Annotated in this window: 21 protein-coding genes; 15 read left to right on the top strand and 6 right to left on the bottom strand. The window is 45.7% G+C overall.

The window, feature by feature from the left end:
* Positions 1–88: 88 nt before the first annotated feature.
* Complete coding sequence (locus Q1B11_RS17940; RefSeq protein WP_299734944.1) at positions 89–433, top strand: hypothetical protein; 345 nt, start codon at positions 89–91, stop codon at positions 431–433.
* A gap of 184 nt (positions 434–617) precedes the next feature.
* On the opposite strand, the gene Q1B11_RS17935 is transcribed toward Q1B11_RS17940, so the two are convergent.
* Complete coding sequence (locus tag Q1B11_RS17935) at positions 618–866, bottom strand: hypothetical protein (RefSeq protein WP_299734941.1); 249 nt, start codon at positions 864–866, stop codon at positions 618–620.
* Between the two features lie 293 nt (positions 867–1159).
* Between Q1B11_RS17935 and Q1B11_RS17930 the strand changes: the two genes are divergently transcribed.
* The 4 genes from Q1B11_RS17930 (at position 1160) to Q1B11_RS17915 (ending at position 4597) form a co-directional block, all read left to right on the top strand.
* Positions 1160–2032, top strand: coding sequence for a DMT family transporter (locus tag Q1B11_RS17930; protein WP_299734939.1), 873 nt, complete (start codon positions 1160–1162; stop codon positions 2030–2032).
* A gap of 14 nt (positions 2033–2046) precedes the next feature.
* Entirely contained in the window at positions 2047–2847 is an 801-nt protein-coding gene (gene truC, locus Q1B11_RS17925) for a tRNA pseudouridine(65) synthase TruC (RefSeq protein ID WP_299734937.1), read from the top strand.
* Between the two features lie 30 nt (positions 2848–2877).
* Complete coding sequence (locus Q1B11_RS17920; RefSeq protein ID WP_299734935.1) at positions 2878–3303, top strand: hypothetical protein; 426 nt, start codon at positions 2878–2880, stop codon at positions 3301–3303.
* Between the two features lie 241 nt (positions 3304–3544).
* The gene (locus tag Q1B11_RS17915; protein ID WP_299734933.1) at positions 3545–4597 is read left to right on the top strand and encodes a Fic family protein; all 1053 of its coding nucleotides are present in this window, start codon (positions 3545–3547) and stop codon (positions 4595–4597) included.
* A gap of 108 nt (positions 4598–4705) precedes the next feature.
* Here Q1B11_RS17915 and Q1B11_RS17910 read toward each other — a convergent pair whose 3' ends face one another.
* The 3 genes from Q1B11_RS17910 to can form a co-directional block, all read right to left on the bottom strand.
* Entirely contained in the window at positions 4706–5239 is a 534-nt protein-coding gene (locus Q1B11_RS17910; RefSeq protein ID WP_299734931.1) for a cytochrome b, read from the bottom strand.
* A 95-nt stretch (positions 5240–5334) separates the two neighbouring features.
* Entirely contained in the window at positions 5335–5748 is a 414-nt protein-coding gene (locus Q1B11_RS17905) for a hypothetical protein (protein WP_299734929.1), read from the bottom strand.
* Positions 5749–5823: 75 nt separating this feature from the next.
* A complete protein-coding gene (gene can / locus Q1B11_RS17900; protein ID WP_299734927.1) occupies positions 5824–6471 on the bottom strand; it encodes a carbonate dehydratase in 648 nt (215 codons plus the stop codon).
* A gap of 430 nt (positions 6472–6901) precedes the next feature.
* On the opposite strand from can, the gene Q1B11_RS17895 reads away from it, so the two are divergent.
* Genes Q1B11_RS17895 through Q1B11_RS17885 form a run of 3 tightly spaced genes read left to right on the top strand, consistent with a single transcriptional unit; the run spans position 6902 to position 10163 of the window.
* Positions 6902–8236, top strand: a complete 1335-nt coding sequence (locus tag Q1B11_RS17895) for a CmpA/NrtA family ABC transporter substrate-binding protein (RefSeq protein WP_299734948.1) — start codon at positions 6902–6904, stop codon at positions 8234–8236.
* A gap of 27 nt (positions 8237–8263) precedes the next feature.
* Positions 8264–9283, top strand: coding sequence for an ABC transporter permease (locus Q1B11_RS17890; protein ID WP_299734925.1), 1020 nt, complete (start codon positions 8264–8266; stop codon positions 9281–9283).
* A gap of 31 nt (positions 9284–9314) precedes the next feature.
* Complete coding sequence (locus Q1B11_RS17885; protein WP_299734924.1) at positions 9315–10163, top strand: ABC transporter ATP-binding protein; 849 nt, start codon at positions 9315–9317, stop codon at positions 10161–10163.
* A 27-nt stretch (positions 10164–10190) separates the two neighbouring features.
* On the opposite strand, the gene Q1B11_RS17880 is transcribed toward Q1B11_RS17885, so the two are convergent.
* Positions 10191–11000, bottom strand: a complete 810-nt coding sequence (locus tag Q1B11_RS17880; protein WP_299734922.1) for a hypothetical protein — start codon at positions 10998–11000, stop codon at positions 10191–10193.
* Between the two features lie 261 nt (positions 11001–11261).
* On the opposite strand from Q1B11_RS17880, the gene Q1B11_RS17875 reads away from it, so the two are divergent.
* Positions 11262–12665, top strand: a complete 1404-nt coding sequence (locus tag Q1B11_RS17875) for a TrkH family potassium uptake protein (protein ID WP_299734920.1) — start codon at positions 11262–11264, stop codon at positions 12663–12665.
* A gap of 518 nt (positions 12666–13183) precedes the next feature.
* Here the strand turns inward: Q1B11_RS17875 and Q1B11_RS17870 are convergent.
* Positions 13184–13804, bottom strand: a complete 621-nt coding sequence (locus tag Q1B11_RS17870; protein WP_299734918.1) for an outer membrane beta-barrel protein — start codon at positions 13802–13804, stop codon at positions 13184–13186.
* Between the two features lie 746 nt (positions 13805–14550).
* Between Q1B11_RS17870 and Q1B11_RS17865 the strand changes: the two genes are divergently transcribed.
* From Q1B11_RS17865 to Q1B11_RS17840, 6 genes are all read left to right on the top strand, one after another.
* On the top strand, positions 14551–15444 hold the full coding sequence (locus tag Q1B11_RS17865; RefSeq protein ID WP_299734916.1) for a LysR substrate-binding domain-containing protein: 894 nt from the start codon (positions 14551–14553) through the stop codon (positions 15442–15444).
* A 328-nt stretch (positions 15445–15772) separates the two neighbouring features.
* Positions 15773–16249 carry a F0F1 ATP synthase subunit I gene (locus Q1B11_RS17860; protein ID WP_299734915.1) on the top strand — a complete coding sequence of 159 codons (477 nt, stop codon included), beginning with the start codon at positions 15773–15775 and terminating at the stop codon, positions 16247–16249.
* Between the two features lie 171 nt (positions 16250–16420).
* Positions 16421–17302 carry a F0F1 ATP synthase subunit A gene (gene atpB / locus Q1B11_RS17855; RefSeq protein ID WP_299734903.1) on the top strand — a complete coding sequence of 294 codons (882 nt, stop codon included), beginning with the start codon at positions 16421–16423 and terminating at the stop codon, positions 17300–17302.
* 270 nt (positions 17303–17572) lie between these two features.
* A complete protein-coding gene (gene atpE, locus Q1B11_RS17850; protein WP_067515877.1) occupies positions 17573–17824 on the top strand; it encodes a F0F1 ATP synthase subunit C in 252 nt (83 codons plus the stop codon).
* Positions 17825–18046: 222 nt separating this feature from the next.
* Entirely contained in the window at positions 18047–18517 is a 471-nt protein-coding gene (locus Q1B11_RS17845; protein WP_299734901.1) for a F0F1 ATP synthase subunit B, read from the top strand.
* Between the two features lie 14 nt (positions 18518–18531).
* Positions 18532–19065 (top strand): F0F1 ATP synthase subunit delta, encoded by a 534-nt coding sequence (locus tag Q1B11_RS17840; RefSeq protein ID WP_299734899.1) that lies wholly within the window; start codon positions 18532–18534, stop codon positions 19063–19065.
* The last annotated feature ends 259 nt before the right edge of the window (positions 19066–19324 follow it).

Raw genomic sequence — 19324 nt, 5'->3', positions numbered from 1 at the left:
CCAGGCACTAAATTACCCTTGAGTTCGCTCAAGGCTGTGAAAACCCCGAGCACTTCGTGTTCGGGGTTTTTGCTATGGAGAAAATTTTATGAAGTTTATCAATCGCTGTGTAGTAACACTTAGACCAAAGCCAGCCTTTATCGAATGGATAAAGAGCATTGATGTAGAAATTCCAGAAATCTGGGACTTTGAAGGTGGAGCATACCTTTTTGATGAGCAGGAAACTGATGAAAGTTTATTAGCTGAGCTGGAAAAAAAGGCAGAAGAAATTCTGGAAAATGAGTTTTCAGTTTGGACTGAAGACTCAAGTCAGTGGCCTGTATCAAGAGATTTTGCTTATTTGAAACAGCATTTTACGTTTCACATTGCTATCGCAGCTTTTGATTTAGGGCGAGAGCAATTACTGCGAGCCGATGTTGCTGGGTTGTTGTAATAAGCTCTGCTTTCTCTGCCTTGCTTACTCCGTAATTTAACAGTCAGATATTAGAGACATGACTCTGTAACTATCAATAGAAAGATAAGTTAGTCTAGCGTAGTTTTTTGCAGGGGGAGGATAGAAAGAAGGCGGGAGAAATGAACCAAGGCTAATAAAAAGCCTTGGTTTATATAGAAAGAGTTTACATCTCTCTTAATTCTTCAAGCATTTCAAGACGGGCTTGACGCTTTTCGTACATAGTAGGCTCATATTCTGACTTCATAGTGGCACGACCTGTATAAAAGTTCAGATTCAGCATTTTTACTGATTTTTCAAGACCATGTCTTTCTCTGGCTTGCTCTGCATAGTCAGTCTGACTTTCGGAAGAAAAGGCTACTGAGCTAAGCAGCAAGGCAGAAGCAGTTGTTAGAGCAAGAAATACTTTTTTCATTGTTCATCTCCACGGGAGTAATTAAGTTGATATGAAAGCACTTTCAATAAAGCTTATGTATCAGTGAAGACGTTGGATTTTTGATTAACAAGTAATGAGTAGATTGAATGCATTAAAAGTGATTATTTTCTATTAAAATCAATAGATCTGACTGATAAGTACCAACATTGTGAGTGCTTTTGGCATAAAAATACTAAATCGTCATAAATCAAACAGATTACTTTGGCTTCAGATTTCCAAAAAAACTTATGTTAAATTACAACACTTTTAGTTGTTATCGATCAGAGTGTCATATGGCTCAGACTCACCACGCCCTAGTTAAACTCCACATTGCGGTGATTCTATTTGGCATATCGGGTCTTTTTGGTAAGTTGATACCGATAGACCCAAGCCTGATTGTATTTGGTAGAACTCTGATTGGCAGTATCGTTCTTCTTCTGGTTATGACTGTTACTGGAAAACTAAAGTCGTTATCGATGACTCGACAGACCTTGGGTGATATGGCTTTAGGTTCTATCCTGTCGTTTCATTGGATTACGTTCTTTCACTCCATACAAGTGTCTTCAGTTGCCATTGGTCTTTTGGCCTTTTCCTCCTCTCCTGTATTCGTAACCCTCCTTGAGCCATTCTTTTACCGTGAAAAGCTTCGCAAGCTGGATCTTGCCACTGCAATGGGTGTGGTTGCAGGCATCTCCATCATATTTCCATTTAGCTCTATAGCGAGTGAGTCAGGCATTGTACAAGGCATTATCTGGGGAGTAATGAGCGCGCTTTTACTGGCGCTGTTATCACTGGCAAATCGAAGTCGAGTACAGAAGTCGGATCCAATGGAGCTCACGTGCCTTCAAAATATTGGAGCAATGGTAACGACCCTTCTTATCATCCCAACATCAGAGTGGCGTTTATTGGCAGACTTCAGTGTTGAAGTTATAGCTCTTGGGTTGATCTGTACAACCTTGCCATTAATGCTTTTTCTCATCAGTTTGCGTCATATCAAAGCACAATTGGTGAGTTTGGTGCTCTGTCTTGAGCCGGTTTACGGTATCATTCTGGCGGCAGTTGTACTGTCTGAAATACCATCGTTAAGAACGCTACTTGGTGGCGCCGTCATTCTTATCGCCATCACCGTTGGGACTTTGAGCAGTCGCTCGACAACCGCCCATTAATCTATTGGATTTGGATGGGGGCAGCTTATATTCTGCAGCAATTTGTTGGGATGTTGGACATTATGAGCAGTGTCACTGAAGAAACGTTGGATATCATCTATCAGGATGAGTGGCTCGTTGCCATCAACAAACCCTCCGGGCTTCTGGTGCACCGTTCTATGATTGATCGCCATGAGACCCGGTTTGCCATTCAACTGCTGCGTGACCAGATAGGACAAAAGGTTTACCCGCTTCACAGGCTGGATAAACCCACTTCCGGCGTATTGGTGTTTGCGTTGTCATCGGAAGTAGCCAGTTTGGCTGGGGAGCAGTTTCAGCAAGGAAGCATCAGTAAAACCTACCTTGCAGTTGTGAGAGGTTTTGCGCCGGAATCGGGTACCATCGACCATCCCTTAAAAGAGAAGCTGGACAAGATCGCGGATAAAAAAGCGCGGAAAGACAAACCCGCTCAAGAAGCTGTGACAGAATTTGAACGACTGGCAATCACTGAAATGCCTGTGGCCATTGATCGATACCCCTGCAGCCGCTACTCGCTGGTAGAGTTACACCCAAAAACCGGGCGTAAACACCAGATTCGACGTCATATGAAGCACATCGCGCACCCCATTATTGGCGATGCTAAACACGGCAAAGGTAACCATAATCGATATTTTGCAACTCACCTTGGAGCCGACCGGCTGTTGCTTCATTGCACCAATATGACCATGACTCACCCGATGACGAATAAAACGATTAAACTCTCCGCACCACTGGATACCGTCCTGGATCAACTCTTTGATCGATTTGGCTGGACAAGCTTTAAGACCAGTGACTAAATAACGCCTTTTCCGGTTTGGGATAGATTAATGAAAACAATTGTTTCCGCAGTGCTGGTCTCTTTTGCGCTTTTGCTGACAGGTTGTGCAGCGACTCAGGAAAGTGCCCAATCCAGTACAGAGGTTACCCGTCAGTTCTACGGAAGCACGCAGAACCCTGATACGGTTTCCAGGCAAACTCTGGAACTCAGTAAAGCTGGCGTGCTGAAAAATGTTAGAATGACGCGCTCTATCCCTGCTCAGATTACCGCAACCGGCCCGGAAAATGTGCTCTCCTGTATATCGGTTGAGGGAAACAAATGGGTTGCTGAGCATCAGGAATGTGAGTACATGGATGAGAACACCTGCACGGATCTGGGTGGTGAGTTTAATGCTTGTGCTTCTGCCTGTCGCAATGACCCGAAAGCTGAAATCTGCATCATGATGTGTGTTCCCGTCTGTAGTTTTGCTAAGTAATACCTCGCTTTACAGCCCCGTGAAGTCCTACTTTGCGGGTTTCTTTGTTAAACCCTCCCTTACTCTCGCATGTTGTAATGATGTTAGGTGTTATTACGAGTTTGATTAAAAAGTATCCAATGAATATCCTATTATGAATTAGGTTTTAAATAATTGAATTTATTTAATGATTTTTCGACTCATATTTAGCGATCCATAAATTACCCGATAAATAACCAATTATTATTTATCGCTTTGGCCTATGAAGACACTGCAAAATTTATCCAATTACACCTTTGGCAGTCACCAGCTAGGCCTGTTCCGTCAGCTGGGAGAATTCAGGGGACGTCAGCTGGTGACGGTACGTCAGCAGCCAGAAGTGTTGGACACCCTTCGGCAGATTGCAGTGCTGGAATCCGTAGAATACAGCAGCCGCCTTGATGGCATCACGGTCAGTCGAGAGTTGGTGCGTAGGTTGGTTCATAAGGAATTTCAGCCGGTTCTGGCTATTGAAAGCCAGATTGCAGGCTATCGTGACAGTCTGGACATGGTAGTAGAGCCGGGTGAGCATATGACCCTTTCGGTCAGCTTGATCCGCCAACTGCATACTATGCTTTACTATCATCTTCCCCATGAAGGCGGTCGCTGGCGAGTCACTAATAAAGAAATTGTCGAGCGAGACTCTCGTGGGCAAAAAGTCGGTATTTTCTATCGAACGATCCCTGCATCCTCTATCGCTGGCGCTATGGAAGAGCTGATTGCCCTTTATCACGAAGGATTACAGCAACAAGTAGAACCTCTGTTATTAATTCCAGCCGTGGTATTGGACTTTCTCTGCATTCATCCGTTCAGTGATGGCAACTCGCGCATCGCATGGCTCATAATGTCGATGATGCTGGCGTTGAGTGGTTATCGAGTGGCTGAATTGATCAGCCTTGAGAGACTGTTTGTCCGGCACGAACAATCTTATAAAAGAGCGTTGCAGTTGAGTGTAAAAGGTTGGCATGAGGGAACCCACAACCCAATGCCCTGGTGTGACTTCTTTTTGAATACCTTGATCCGTGCTTATGATGAAATGGAAGACAAAATCCATACGCTGCAATGGGAAGGTAGCCGAGCGCCAAAATCCCAATTGATCAGGGTGGCTATTGAACAAACCCGCCGTGCATTTTCCATTGCCGATATCTGTTTGCAAATACCTACGGTCAGTCGAGAATTGGTGAAAAAAGTTGTGCAGCAAATGCGCTCAGAAGGGATTTTAGAACCGGTTGGTAAGGGTCGCGGGGCTCAGTGGCACAAGAGTCAGTCAGGCTGACTCTTTTAGGTTCTGTTGACACAAGGTTCCTTTCTCAGAACAAGCCAGAATGCTTCCTGGTATTGAAGGTTTTTTCTGGCAGCACGATTCTGGCAGCACGAGAATGGATTACATCATTCTTTTAAGTACATCGTGCTCTGGTTTATCAAAGAAGCGATGCTTTAAAGCGCCCAGTATATGAAGAGCAATGATACCGAGCATAATGTAAGGAATCAGTACGTGGATCTCATGAAATACCCCTGCCAGCTCTTCATTTTTGTCCATCAGGCTGGGCATCACCAGATTGAACAGTGGCACATCACGACCTCCGGCACTGGACATCAAGTAGCCACTCAGAGGAACAGCCAGCATCAAAAGATAAAGCAGTACATGTATTAAACTGCCCAGCTTTTTCTCATGACTCGGCATGGTTGCCGGAAGTTCGGGTACTTTACTGAGGTGACGCATAACAAGACGGGCCACAAATAAAAACAGTACCAGAACCCCAAAAGACTTATGCCAGTGATAAAGGTCAAACTTGTAGCTGACGGATCGATCAAGCCCGGTCATATACCAACCGACACCGATCAATGTAAGAATCATCAAGCTAGCAACCCAGTGCATAAGGCGCATGGGTACCGTATATTTCTCTGAACTGCTCATCAGATAACCCTATTGTTTTTTATCCGTAATATCGTAATTTATTCTGTGGATTTTAGGCTATATATTTTTATATCGAGCGATTAAATATCTGGGGTTCACAAAGCGGAGAGCTGACAGTTCTGCCTTGAAATCCTATTAATGGATTGGTCCAGATCTTTTTTAGATGAAGGTACAAACATCATTAATTGACCTTCGGTATCCATCAGTTTTATGCGATCGGCCTCTCTGGTTAAAATAAATACATTACTATGATCGTTCTGACTTTTAAGCTCCCAGTTGTTTTGTTTTTCTCGCACACTTCCGGTGACTTGATAAAGCTCGCAGTTGCTGTCAGAGACCAGTAAGGCAAACTGATTGGGTTTATCCAGCTTCAGGCTGCCAAAAGGCTTTTCATCATCACTATTTTCCAGCAACCAATAGCCCGAAGGCTGCGCTACATCTGCGGCAACAATGCTGGACAACAGTAAGCCGGAAATTAGAAGGGAGGATGTTTGAAAAGAAAAGCGCATTAAAATACTTCCATCAATATCAATTGGTGGAAGTATAGAGCTAGAAATAAATGACTTTAGTGCTAACTATTAGGACTAAGCAGAAAGCGCTCCCAGGGCCGCCGGGTATTTGGCATCGATATCGTCATTAGAAGTGACTGTCAGCCCAAGGTCACTGACCAGACCATCTTTCAAACCGTAGATCCAACTGTGCACCGCCAGCTTTTGCCCTCTATCCCAGGCATCTTGAACAATTGATGTCTGGCAAACGTTCAATACTTGTTCCAACACATTCAGCTCACACATTCTCTGGAACTGATCATCATCGGTGCCGGCGTTGTTCAGTAGTTCGATATGTTTCTTCTTAACGTCCTGAACGTGTCTCAACCAGTTATCAATCAAGCCAAGCTTGGAGTTGTTCATGGCTTCACGCACACCACCACAACCGTAATGACCAGTGACAATAATGTGTTCAACTTTCAGATAATCCACGGCGTATTGCAGAACGGACAGGCAGTTCAGATCCGTATGGACAACCACATTGGCAACATTACGGTGTACAAACAATTCGCCAGGCAACAGGTCAACAATCTCATTGGCGGGAACCCGACTGTCGGAGCAACCAATCCAGAGGTATTTTGGTGCCTGCTGCTTTGAGAGATTTTCGAAAAAATCGGGCTTTTGCTCACGAATAGACTTGGACCATTGTTTATTCTTTTCAAGCAGGTTTTCCAGACTTGGCATAGGCTTTCCTGATCCACATTTCCTGATTTTTACTTAGAGGACGTTATAGCAACTCCCCTGAAACAACACCAGAAGAGTAGTGTAATTGGATTGTAACCATGGAGGCGATCTGATTTGGTGCGTCAGGTGTGTGCAGTCGTTTAGAAACGCACTTTCATCTTCTCTCTCATAGGCTAGCGGGGTAAGGTCGGTTGGGTGGCAAGGCTCTTTGTCTCTCTTTTTATCAATAATTCAATGGGTTATCAGTTTTCTTCCAGTTTGGCACGCTAGCTGCATTACCCACTTCAAGCATTCCTTTCTTACTCATGCGAAACATGAAAGCACGGCATGAGCTAAGAGTCAGCACTTCCAGGAGGGGATAATGAAGTGGCTTAAGCCGTTACGAGAAAAATCAAAAAGAACCGTCACCCAGTTGGGTAAAGCTGTCGCCATGACAGCGATGGTCGGCGCCACAACCTATTCCAGCGCAGAAGAGCTGGGCTATCCGGAAAAAGAAGAGCTAACCATCGGTTTTATTAAACTCACGGATATGGCGCCTATCGCCATTGCTTATGAAAAAGGCTTTTTTGAAGACGAAGGTCTCTACGTCACTATTGAAGCTCAGGCCAACTGGAAGGTGCTGCTGGATGGCGTTATTGATGGTCGGCTGGATGGCGCTCATATGCTGGCCGGCCAACCACTGGCAGCTACCATGGGTTTTGGCACAAAGGCTAATATCATCACGCCATTTTCCATGGATTTAAACGGCAACGGTATTACGGTTTCCAATGAGATCTGGGCGCAGATGAAGCCAAACATTCCAAAAATGGCGGATGGACGACCACAGCATCCTATTAAAGCGGATGCGTTAAAACCGGTGGTTGAAAAATACCTATCCGAAGGTAAACCATTCAACATGGGTATGGTGTTCCCGGTATCGACCCATAACTACGAACTTCGCTATTGGCTGGCTGCTGGTGGTATTCACCCAGGCTTTTATGCGCCCCATAAGGGTGATACTTCCGGGCATATAGACGCCGATGCACTGTTATCAGTAACCCCGCCACCTCAAATGCCGTCCACTATGGAGGCTGGAACCATCTACGGCTACTGTGTCGGTGAGCCTTGGAATCAGCAAGCTGTCTTCAAGAATATTGGGGTGCCGGTGGTTACTGATTATGAAATCTGGAAAAACAACCCTGAGAAAGTCTTTGGTGTTACCGAAGCGTTTTATGAGAAGTACCCAAATACCACCATTCGCCTGACCCGCGCATTGATTCGTGCCGCACAATGGCTGGATGCCAATGAAAATGGCAACCGCCCTGAAGCGGTGGAAATTCTCTCCCAGTCGAACTATGTGGGTGCGGACTATGAAGTGATTGCCAACAGCATGACGGGAACGTTTGAGTATGAGAAAGGCGACAAGCGTCCAGTAGAAGATTTCAACGTCTTTTTCCGCTACTTCGCAACCTATCCTTACTACTCAGACGCCATCTGGTACCTGACACAGATGCGTCGCTGGGGACAAATCTCAGAAGACAAAAGTGATGATTGGTATAAAGAGCTGGCTGCCAAGGTTTATCGCCCAGATATCTACGCCAAAGCAGCGCTTTCCCTGATCGAAGAAGATCTGACCATGTCTGAATTCTTCCCGGACTTTGAGACAGAAGATGGGTTCCGTGAGCCACAGACCCACTTTATCGATAACCTGGTCTACAACGGTAAAAAACCAAACGACTATATCAACCAGTTCAACATCGGGCTGAAGGAAGGTGACAGGATTTAATCCTGTCAGCATTAAGGAGTCCAGACTATGTCAGAAGCCAGTACAGTGGGTCAGGTTGAATCCAGTAAACAACCGTTGTTGTCTTTGTTGAACGATTTGGTTGGCAAAACAGGGTTTACGCCCAAGTCTGTATTCCAAACCTTTGTTTTGCCGTTGATTGGTGTGTGTGCTTTCCTGCTGATCTGGTCAGCTGCTGCTCAAAAAATTGATACGTCGCTGGGGAAATTCCCGGGGCCTGCGGTGGTTTGGGAGCAGTTTGGTTCGCTTTACGATGAGCATGTAACGGAGCGTGAAAAGGCAGAAGCATTCTATGAGCGGCAGGAAAAACGCAATGCGGCTCGTATGGAGAAAGACCCCGACTACATTCCTAAAACCCGTGCGTATACCGGCAAAGAAACCTTCCTTGATCAGATTGGTACCAGCCTCGTTACTGTCATGAGTGGGTTTCTCTTGGCGGCGATGGTTGCGATTCCTCTGGGTATTGCCATCGGTCTTAATAAAACGCTGAGTGCCGCAGTCAACCCGGTGATTCAGATATTTAAACCTGTGTCTCCTCTGGCCTGGTTGCCGTTGGTCACGATGGTAGTCAGTGCGGTGTATGTCAGCCCAGACCCATTGGTGGCCAAGTCGTTTTTAAACTCCATGATTACCGTCATGCTCTGCTGCTTATGGCCCATGGTGATTAATACGTCGGTCGGCGTGTCATCTCTGGATAATGATTTAGTAAACGTTAGTCGTGTATTGAAATTGTCTGCCATCAAGCATGTACAGAAAATTGTATTACCGGCCTCTGTTCCTATGATTTTCACCGGCATGCGGCTGTCTCTTGGTGTGGCTTGGATGGTGTTGATCGCTGCAGAAATGCTGGCTCAGAACCCGGGGCTTGGTAAGTTCGTGTGGGATGAATTTCAGAATGGCAGTTCAAACTCTCTGGCTCGGATTATGGTGGCAGTGATTGTGATTGGTGTGATTGGTTTTGGTCTTGATCGAACCATGTTGAGCATCCAGCGTTATGCGTCCTGGGATAAATCAAAGAGCAGTCATTAATAGAAAGGCCAGCCATTAGAAGGAGCGGACGATGAGTACATTACTGGATATCAGCCACATCGACATGGTGTTTGAAACACCGAAAGGGCCATTTACTGCGTTGCAGGGCGTAGATCTTAAAATCGCCGAAGGTGAGTTTGTGTCCCTGATCGGCCACTCCGGTTGTGGCAAGTCCACCGTTTTGAATATTGTTGCCGGTTTGCTGCAGGCAACCAGTGGCGGGGTGATTCTCAATGGTAAAGAGGTTTCTGAACCCGGACCTGAACGGGCGGTCGTTTTTCAAAATCATTCTTTATTACCATGGCTTACGGCGTATCAAAATGTTGAGCTGGCGGTGAAGCAAGTATTTGGTCGTACAAAAAGCAAATCAGAAATTAAGGAGTGGATCGAATACAACCTGCAACTGGTGCATATGGATCACGCCATGCATAAACGCCCAGATGAAATCAGTGGCGGAATGAAACAGAGAGTGGGCATTGCTCGCGCTCTTGCCATGCAGCCCGAAATCTTGTTGATGGATGAACCCTTTGGTGCTCTGGATGCGCTGACCCGTGCGCATATGCAGGACTCGTTGATGGAGATCCAGCAGGAATTAAACAACACAGTGATTATGATTACCCACGATGTGGATGAAGCGGTGTTGTTGTCTGACCGTATTGTGATGATGAGCAATGGGCCAGCAGCAACGGTAGGCGAGATTCTGGAAATCAACCTTGAGCGCCCAAGGGGTAGGCTGGAGCTGGCTCAAGATCCAGAGTACACAAGGTTACGCTCAGAGGTTTTGAAATTTCTCTATGAAAAACAGAGGAAAGTTGAGAGCCTTATCAAGAATAAAGACTCAACAGTAAGTAAAAGATCGCAACAGAACGTTGCTGCCTAGAGTTCGGTTTCTGACCCAGACGCCGGATTAGGTTTTTTCTTCGACTGCTTTCTCGAGCTCGCTTATGGCTCTGTCCAGATCGGCTGAATATTCCTCTAAGCCAAACTTGCTGAAAGTATCTGATACTTCCTGGTCGAGCTTAGCTCTCGGTAATGTTGATTCATTGGGAGGGTTTCCTGTTGCTGTACTGGTCATTGATCGCAGTACCTGAGAGTTCTGATCAGATACAATACGAAATTTTTTTGCCTCACCTTCTGACAAGGTGCCATCGTTAGCACGCTGAAAAAACTCGTCAAGTTCTCTTTTATCGCTTTTGGAATTGCTGTGCGGGTCTTTCATCCATGCGGGGAATTCGTTTTTGTGCATTACTGAAGTGAGTATTGGTGCATCCTGATGAGGCTTGGCTTTTTCTGCAACCGCTCCAGCTGCTTTAAAATCTTCTTTTACAAGGCTAAAGTTTTTTGGGTCGGTGGGTTTCAGGGTGTGAAACTGGGTTGCTCTGGAAGTGTATGAAGACGACCCTTTACCATCCTCAGTGAATGAGTTCTTCTCGCAAATTACTCTATGTCTAGTGAACAAAGGGTGTTTTAAAAGTTCAGTATCTCTGGAAGACGTTCGGTCAACTTTTGAAAGCACTCTATTTGCAAGTCTAACGGATTGGCTTGGATTAGACGTGTCCTCTTTGGGCTCTATTTTATTTTCAGTGTCAGAGGTGCTTAGAGTGCGTCTGAACGCAGTTGTGTCACTGCTATTTTTCTTTGTTTCCGGCGCAACAGAGGAATCTGTCGTCGCAGTATTGAGGGGATGTTGGCTTATTTCTGAATAATTAATGGACATGGCGTTTCGATTTGAACCTCGGAAGTTATGACGTCATAAACAAGACTTTTCTGACTAGGGAAAGTTCAGATTATTAAGAAGTAAGAGGTTTTACTGATGAGGTAGGTGTAAATGCAGGCAGACTGCAAGCATCGAAGTGACAATAATTCCTGCTCAAACAACAGCGAAAGATCCTGCGCAATGGCTCATCGGAATGATGAGGTAAGTTGCTTTAAGACCATGCATTATAAACCCGTCTTATACGTCATCGGATTACTATTGATGACACTCGCCGCACTTATGTGCATACCATTTCTGACGAATGTCATTCTTGAGACGCCCAGTCATCGGATGGCCTTTACGGCTTCACCGCTGATCACCCTTGGTGTTGGATTATCCCTATGGCGAACGTGCCGAACCGAGTTATTTGGCCTTCGCTCTCGGGAGATTTTTCTACTTACGAACCTTAGCTGGATCATGGTGTGCGTTTTTGGCGCACTGCCTTTTATTTTTGAAACTGAAATCAGTTTTACGGATGCTTTTTTTGAAGCCATGTCTGGCATAACAACGACCGGCTCAACGGTGTTGGTGGGTTTGGACAGCATGAATCCTGGCATTCTGATGTGGCGATCTGTTCTGCAATGGCTTGGCGGTATTGGTTTTATCGTAATGGCCGTTGCGGTTTTGCCCTTTCTAAAGGTCGGTGGGATGAGGCTGTTTCAGAGCGAATCTTCGGATTGGTCGGAGAAGGTGATGCCCCGCTCTGGCGTCATCGCAAAACGAATTGTGCAGGTTTATATCGGGCTGACTTTTCTCTGTGGCTGGGCTTATCACCTGGGCGGCATGACGATATTCGAAGCGATCAATCACAGCATGACCACCCTATCCACTGGTGGTTACTCCACCTCAGATGCATCCATGGGCAATTTTGCTAATCCGACAGTGCACTGGACGGGTACGTTATTCATGCTGTTAGGGAGCTTACCTTTTGTTCTGTTGGTGCGGTTTTTCTCCGGCAGTGCAGAGCCGTTGTGGAAAGATTGTCAGGTTCGAGGTTTTTTAAAGCTGCTGGTGTTTGTCTGGTTAACCATGACAATGTGGCTGATCTGGAATTCAGAATATTCTGCTTTTGAGGCCTTAACGCTGGTGGCTTTCAATACGACATCTGTCATCAGTACCACAGGTTTCGCTCTGACCGACTATTCCTTGTGGGGCGGTTTTGCAGGCGCCTCTTTCTTCTTGTTGTCGTTTATTGGTGGCTGCTCTGGTTCTACCAGTGGTGGCGTAAAAATCTTCCGGTTCCAGTTGGGGCTGAAGCTTTTGGATGTTCAGCTGAAACTCATGAGCCACCCAAGAGCCTGCTTTAGTATTCAATACAATGGTCAGCCAATCACTTCCGAGATTACCCGATCGTTTGTTGGTTTCACTTTCTTCTTTCTGATGCTGACGGGCATTATGACCCTTTTGCTCAGCTTGATGGGTTTGGATTTCATTACCAGTCTAACCGGTGCCGTGACGGCCATTGCCAATGTTGGCCCGGGGCTTGGTGATATTATCGGGCCTGCTGGCAACTTTTCATCGTTACCGGATATGGCTAAGTGGGTTCTGTCTATTGGTATGCTGATGGGGCGTCTCGAAATTATTACCGTTCTGGTGATGTTCACTAAAGCGTACTGGCAGAGATAGGCTTACATTGGCGGCGGAGATGTGAAAGCACAGCCAATGCTCAATTGTGAATGGTTAGAATGCAGGCTTATATACTGACCAACCACTGCACGACAAGACTATGAAACCAAAGCAAGCATCAGACTGGCCAGAAAAATAGAGTTGGAGACGACCCGAACATAAGTAATTGTCTCTTCACTGTATAAGCACCCAACCATATGAAATCATATTTTCTGACTCATTGATCAGACCCTCTGACTGCGTTGCAACTCTAGTCACATAGCTCGCTATTCTCCCGCCGTTGCGCCTTGCAGAGAATCTGATCAACAAGCCAGAAAAATTCGATTCCATATGGCCGGGTACTTAGGAGAAAACTGCTTGAATTTAGTCGATGTTCGGGAGGGCGATGAAAAATAAAAATCAGAGTATTAACATCACTCATATTACGCATTTTTAACGAAGGAATAAGGGCTGCAGAGCAATAGTCTCATCTGGAACCCTTGATGACTCTTAGGGGGTGCGTATCATCAGTTAATTCATTAGAAGTGGATGGATGCCGCTGCGTATACTTGGCGAGACTCAGTTACTTTTAGCTTATGGCCGTTGTCTTTCTTCCACTTATGTTCTGCATCATTACTCTGGTATCTCACGCCTGCTTCAAGGTCAATACTGTCAATATGGAACAAGATGCCGCCTTGCACACCGTAAGCAAAATCCCATTTTTTCTTGTAGTCAGCTGACTCTGTATTTTTCATGCCTTTTGCTTTGATCTCAGTGGCGCCAATTGTACCGCCTATGAATGGCTGAAAATCAGAGCCCTGTAAGAATAGGTAATCTGCAGAGAGTAAAAGATTTAATTGTTCAATACTCTTAACCTTAAGAGTATTTGCTGCTCCAGAATGAAGTGTCACATCATCGGGCTTGTATTGACTGATAGTAAAATAACCGCGAACTTCATCATCCCAAGTGCTTCCCACTCTTAACCCATATGCTGTGGTGTCATCATCTTTCTTTGATCCAAAAGTGCTGGCGTTTACTTTGGATTGGCCGTAACCAGCCTCAAAGCCAATAAAAATATCATCTTCTGTCATCTCTGCCATAGCAGAGGCGGATAGGGTTATCGCAGTGATAGCAGTAAATAGTGTGGTGAGCTTTTTCATGGGGAATTCCAAAAATCTTCCATATCAGGACTCGTAGGATTTATAAACAGCCATTAGGAAAACACCGATTAGTTTGCGTAACCTACTGACTAGATATAGAGAATCCTTATAGTTCAGATGTGTTGAACTCGCCAAGTTTACCGATGTTTTATTATTTTTATTTCTTGCCGGCCCTTACAAACAAAGCCGTAGCAGTATAGTTTTATTAGGAATAAAAAATATTTTTGAAATGATGATAGTTGGATCTATAGAAGACAATGAGCAAATAAAAAAGCCATTAAGAAATTTAATCATTACTTAATGGCTTTTAGAGGTTATGTAAAACTACTTAATATGTTTGTCTGCTTCTTTAAAGAAAAGCGCCATGTCATTCCATGGTGTCGTCTTTCTGGTAATTCGTCTGCAGGCCAAGATGGTTTCCATATAAGGAGTACGTCTTTTAAGCTCGACCCAACCTTCGATGCCACTATTTTTCATGGTATAGCTCGTGATAACTGAAAGCGTTCAGCTTCCGGGGGTGATAATGGGGTGGAGTATAGGAATGCTTGCAGAACTTAAAAAATCAATAAAACTTTGCCACCCTATAAAGTATGCTTATAGCCTGATTTTCAGAATTGAATGGTACTATGTGGCACCATAGCTTTGCATGAAAGAAGGCTGTTTATCAGCAATTTATTAAAGAATTATCAATTCAAATGTTCAAGATTGATTTATATTGTTGATTGATGTGATCGAGTTGTCATCAAATGCATATTACCTTGCGCCAGCTGGAAATATTTCGTGCCGTTGCCCAGTTTGGCCGCGTGACCGGTGCCGCTGAAAGTCTCTATATTTCACAACCCGCCGCCAGCATGGCGCTATCTGAATTGGAAAAGCATTTAGGCCCTCTATTCGATCGAAACCAGGGCGCTGGTCTCAAAATGAATGATGCTGGCAGAGCGTTATTGCCAAAAGCCTGTGAACTGATTGATCGGGCAAAAGAGCTGGAAATGCAATTTGCAGGCACAGGTTCATATAAGTCCGGCTTGCTGGTCATGAATGCAAGCTCAACGATTGGTAATAATCTATTGCCAAAAATGTTGTCTAAATTCAGCAAAGAGAATCAGGGGATCAGAGTCGAAATGGATATCGATAACACTCGTGTTATCGAGCAGAGGATTCTGGATTTCAAAATTGATCTGGCGGTGGTTGAGGGCACTTGCGTTCATCCGGATATTGCCGTTACTACCTGGCTGGCGGATGAGTTAGTCATCATTTGCAGACCAGGCCACCCTCTGGCAAACAAAAGCAATATTCCGCTTACCGCGTTGTCCGATGAGTTCTGGGTGCTGAGAGAGCAAGGGTCAGGTACACGAGAACTGTTCGATGAAATGATAGCGCCTCAATTGAACTCACCGAAAGTAGCTATGATTTTAAATCGCTCCGAAGCGGTCAAACAGGCGGTCAGTGATGGTGTTGGTATCGCTTGTATATCCAGCCTTGCGGCAAAGTCTGCACTGGATAGTGGACATATGGCGACTATCGGAGTCATCGGATTAAATCTCAAACGTCACTTTTATCTAATCACGCATAAAAAAAAGTACCGAAGTGCGGTTTTTGAGCAGCTCTGTGATTTTATTGTTGGTTGGAGTCCTCTTTAGAATGCATTGATCGCTTGTTGATTTGTAAAAAATTCAACAAGTTTACATTGCATAAATTCTATCTTGCGCTAAGCGGTGTGATGGTTTGAGCCCGGTTAACCGGTATTTTCAGAATTAAATTTCACAGGTACAAGTGCTGTTGCAGTTGAATGTAGGTAGTAATACCAATATACTGCAGCCCGCTGGGATGTCGGAATTCATCACACTAATAACAGATGCTGACACATTCCAACATTGTTTGTAAAAGACAGTTGTGCGATGTGTAAGCGGTAATCATTTACTCCCGGTTCTCTTGAGAGACAAGAGTTCGAGCTGTAGTAACGGAAGTATGTCAGAAGCAAAAGCCTGGAAGCACCAAATGGCAATGCGTAGTGATGAGTGGGCAGGTTTTGGGAAAAACAAAACAGCTCATACTGATCGCCGCCAATACTCATGGCTTCAGTCACCACCGGTTTACCGAGTTGTCGTGGCTCAGTTTGCTGTCTGTACAGTGCTCACTCTTGCACTGCTCCCCCTGGGAACTTATTTTGCGCTGTCATCCTTATTGGGTGGTTTATGCTGTGCATTGCCAAATGCGTACTTTGTTGGCAAAGCATTTCGGTATCGCGGAGCTCGCTCTGCAAAACAAATTGTCAGCTCATTCTATCGTGGAGAAGCAGGCAAGTTGGTGTTGACCACCGTCGGTTTTATTCTGATTTTCACACAGGTAAAACCGATAGAGCCGCTGGCACTGTTTGGCGCGTTTGTCGCAGTGCAGTCGGTCAGTTGGTTTGCACCATTGCTGGTGGTTCGCCGGCAAAGTTGAACCAATAAAAGTGTGGATAAAAAAACAGTCTGAACTGTTGTACTGAGTTAGCTGGAAAGTTAGGTGGAAGAGTTACTTCAAGTTATGACAGGATGCCTCTTAGAGGCGGAATTGAGTGCTTGAAATAGCTTTGAAAGTAAGAAGTATGATGGACGGTTTACAGGAATAACCATGGCAAATACTGCTACTGAATACATACAGCACCACTTGCAGAATTTGACGTATGGTCAGCTGCCTGCTGGTTATGAGCGTATCGACAACTATGGAAATCCTCAGGGAGTTCTGACTGAGCCAACCTGGACATTCGCCATCACATCGGCGGAAGCCAAAGAGATGGGTTTTTGGGCGATTCATGTAGACAGCATGCTTTGGTCCGTATTTCTTGGGTTCGCCTTTGTATTGCTGTTTCGCTATGTAGCTAAGCGTGCGACTACTGGCGTCCCCGGTGGCCTGCAGAACGCTATTGAATCCATTATTGAGTTCATTGATACCAGCGTTCGCGAATCGTTCCACGGCAAAAATCCGATGATAGCGCCACTGGCGTTGACCATCTTCGTCTGGATTTTCTTCATGAACTTGATGGATCTGATTCCGGTTGACTGGATTCCGGGGCTTGCCACGCTGGCGGGTATTCCATACATGAAGATCGTGCCATCCACTGATCCGAACATCACCATGTCGATGTCCATCAGTGTGTTCTTCATCATGATTTTCTTCTGGATTAAGGTAAAAGGCATCGGTGGTTTATTTGCCGATCTGGCTTTGCACCCGTTCTCCAGTAAGAACCCGGTAGCCAAGGTTGTCCTGATTCCAATCAACCTGCTGCTGGAAACTGTCTCTCTATTAGCGAAACCCGTTTCTCTGGGTCTTCGACTGTTCGGCAACATGTATGCCGGTGAACTGATATTTATCCTGATCGCCATGATTGGTTATGCACAGCTGCCACTGCACTTTGGCTGGGCCGTGCTGCACATCCTGGTTATTACCCTTCAGGCTTACATCTTCATGACACTGACTATTGTTTATCTGAGCAGCGTTCATGAAGATCACTGAGTGATAGAAAGGTAGGCGGGCAAGGTGTGAAAGCAATTTGCCCGCTGGATAAATGAATAACTATTACCATTGGCGCTTTCAAATTATGGAGCGAGCAAGTCAGGTTGGGCGATTGGGCAAGGCGAAGTGACGAGTCATAGCCAAAGCTATGGCGAGGAGCTTCAACGCAGATCCAATCGGCCAAGATGTCTGCACAGCCCATGATTTGAAAGCAGAAATGGTAAGACCGCTAAATCTCACAACACACGACCTGAAAAGTCGGGAGGAAATATGGAACTGGTAGTTGGACTGACTGTAATCAGTGTTGCAATTATGTTGGGTGTGGCTGCACTGGCAACAGGTATTGGCTTTGCACTTCTGGGTGGCAAGTTTCTGGAAGGGTGTGCCCGTCAGCCTGAAACTGCACCAATGCTGCAAACCAAAATGTTCATCGTAGCGGGTCTGCTTGATGCGATCCCAATGATTGCTGTTGGTATCGCCCTGTTCTTCACCTTTGCTAACCCGTTCGTTGGACTGCTGTAAGCAAAGACGTTAATGCCCGACTGGCCTGACGCGTTATGAGTAGCCCTAAGCTTATATAAAGTTTTAGCGAAAATGACGCCAGGAAGGTACCCAGTGCTTTTCGATAGGCGGGCTTACTGTGAAAACAATAGTCCGCAGTCGTATAAAGTGTTGGTATCAAAAGTCGGAAGGCAAGGCTCTGAAAAGAGCCAACGACATTAACAAGAAGCAAGAGGTGGTGGCGTGAATTTAAATGCAACTCTGATCGGCCAATCCATCGCTTTTATGTTCTTTGTGTGGTTCTGCATGAAATATGTATGGCCACCGCTGACACAGATACTGAGCGACCGACAGAAAAAAATAGCCGATGGTCTGGCTGCTGCTGATAAAGCAGAAAATGACTTGGCTCAGGCCAATGAAAAAGTCGCTGAACTGCTGAAAGAAGCCAGAGTAGAAGCTCAGGGCATCATTGAGCTGGCGAACAAACGTGCTAGTCAGATTGTAGACGAAGCGAAAGAACAGGCTCGTGCCGAAGGCGATCGCCTCAAGGCTGCGGCAGCTGCTGAAATTGAGCAGGATGCCAACCGTGCCCGTGAAGCACTTCGTGCCCAGGTGGCCTCACTGGCGGTTGCCGGTGCCGAACGTATTCTGGGCGAACGTCTGGATGAAGCGGCAAATGGCAAGCTGGTTGATGATCTGGCGTCTGAACTTTAAGAGGGCAGGAGATCATGGAATTAACCACATGTGCTCGCCCTTACGCCAAAGCGGCGTTTGAGTATGCCCGTAATGAGTCGCTGCTGGCGCGCTGGTCTGAAATGCTGTCACTGAGTGCCAGCGTGACCGCGTATCAGAAAGTGGTTGATATGCTGAGCAATCCTCAACTGAGTGGCGCACAGCAGGCAGATATTATTATCGGGCTTTGCCAGGACAGTCTGGATAAGTCATTTGAAAACTACCTTCGGGTGTTGTCAGAACATCGTCGTTTAGAGCTATTGCCTGAAATCGTCGTTCTGTACGCCCAGTTGAGAGCAGAAGAAGAACGCTCTCAGAAGGTATTTGTGACTTCAGCTTATCCGTTGAGTCAGGCACAGCAAGATAAGCTGGCCGAGAAAATGGCGGCCCGCCTAGGGCGTTCTGTCCAATTGGAGACAGAGATCGACAGTAAAATTATAGGTGGCGTTATCGTCAAAGCGGGTGACATGGTCATTGATGGCAGTCTCCGCGCCCGGCTGAACAAGCTGGCCGATGCGATGATTTCCTGAGTATTGAACCTTTCATGGAGCCACGGCGCTCATGAACCGTAAAGGTACAGTTTTACTCATCATGTGCATCAGCAATAAAGTTCATGGCCATTGGCAGCAGGCGATAGCGTCGGTTTAGAGAATTTAAGCCCAAAGGATTTGGAGTTGATACGCGGCGGCAAGGGAGCGAATCCCAGGAGCTTAGATAGCTAAGTGACTGGGGTGAGTGAGAGCAGCCAACAAAGTAGCAACTTCAAAGGCGACGGGCATAAGACTGTAT

This window comes from uncultured Endozoicomonas sp., from assembly GCF_947495845.1.
Lineage (GTDB): Bacteria > Pseudomonadota > Gammaproteobacteria > Pseudomonadales > Endozoicomonadaceae > Endozoicomonas.
This window is presented reverse-complemented; position numbering and strand designations above follow the sequence as displayed.

Bases quoted from the DNA above. Each gene is read 5' to 3' on its own strand.
- Q1B11_RS17915 (WP_299734933.1), top strand. From the start codon at position 3,545: ATGAAGACACTGCAAAATTTATCCAATTACACCTTTGGCAGTCACCAG.
- atpE (WP_067515877.1), top strand. From the start codon at position 17,573: ATGGAACTGGTAGTTGGACTGACTGTAATCAGTGTTGCAATTATGTTG.
- Q1B11_RS17940 (WP_299734944.1), top strand. From the start codon at position 89: ATGAAGTTTATCAATCGCTGTGTAGTAACACTTAGACCAAAGCCAGCC.
- Q1B11_RS17860 (WP_299734915.1), top strand. From the start codon at position 15,773: ATGTCAGAAGCAAAAGCCTGGAAGCACCAAATGGCAATGCGTAGTGAT.
- Q1B11_RS17880 (WP_299734922.1), bottom strand. From the start codon at position 11,000: ATGTCCATTAATTATTCAGAAATAAGCCAACATCCCCTCAATACTGCG.
- Q1B11_RS17910 (WP_299734931.1), bottom strand. From the start codon at position 5,239: ATGAGCAGTTCAGAGAAATATACGGTACCCATGCGCCTTATGCACTGG.
- Q1B11_RS17885 (WP_299734924.1), top strand. From the start codon at position 9,315: ATGAGTACATTACTGGATATCAGCCACATCGACATGGTGTTTGAAACA.
- truC (WP_299734937.1), top strand. From the start codon at position 2,047: ATGGGGGCAGCTTATATTCTGCAGCAATTTGTTGGGATGTTGGACATT.
- Q1B11_RS17920 (WP_299734935.1), top strand. From the start codon at position 2,878: ATGAAAACAATTGTTTCCGCAGTGCTGGTCTCTTTTGCGCTTTTGCTG.
- atpB (WP_299734903.1), top strand. From the start codon at position 16,421: ATGGCAAATACTGCTACTGAATACATACAGCACCACTTGCAGAATTTG.
- Q1B11_RS17865 (WP_299734916.1), top strand. From the start codon at position 14,551: ATGCATATTACCTTGCGCCAGCTGGAAATATTTCGTGCCGTTGCCCAG.
- can (WP_299734927.1), bottom strand. From the start codon at position 6,471: ATGCCAAGTCTGGAAAACCTGCTTGAAAAGAATAAACAATGGTCCAAG.
- Q1B11_RS17870 (WP_299734918.1), bottom strand. From the start codon at position 13,804: ATGAAAAAGCTCACCACACTATTTACTGCTATCACTGCGATAACCCTA.
- Q1B11_RS17890 (WP_299734925.1), top strand. From the start codon at position 8,264: ATGTCAGAAGCCAGTACAGTGGGTCAGGTTGAATCCAGTAAACAACCG.
- Q1B11_RS17840 (WP_299734899.1), top strand. From the start codon at position 18,532: ATGGAATTAACCACATGTGCTCGCCCTTACGCCAAAGCGGCGTTTGAG.
- Q1B11_RS17875 (WP_299734920.1), top strand. From the start codon at position 11,262: ATGACACTCGCCGCACTTATGTGCATACCATTTCTGACGAATGTCATT.
- Q1B11_RS17905 (WP_299734929.1), bottom strand. From the start codon at position 5,748: ATGCGCTTTTCTTTTCAAACATCCTCCCTTCTAATTTCCGGCTTACTG.
- Q1B11_RS17935 (WP_299734941.1), bottom strand. From the start codon at position 866: ATGAAAAAAGTATTTCTTGCTCTAACAACTGCTTCTGCCTTGCTGCTT.
- Q1B11_RS17930 (WP_299734939.1), top strand. From the start codon at position 1,160: ATGGCTCAGACTCACCACGCCCTAGTTAAACTCCACATTGCGGTGATT.
- Q1B11_RS17895 (WP_299734948.1), top strand. From the start codon at position 6,902: ATGACAGCGATGGTCGGCGCCACAACCTATTCCAGCGCAGAAGAGCTG.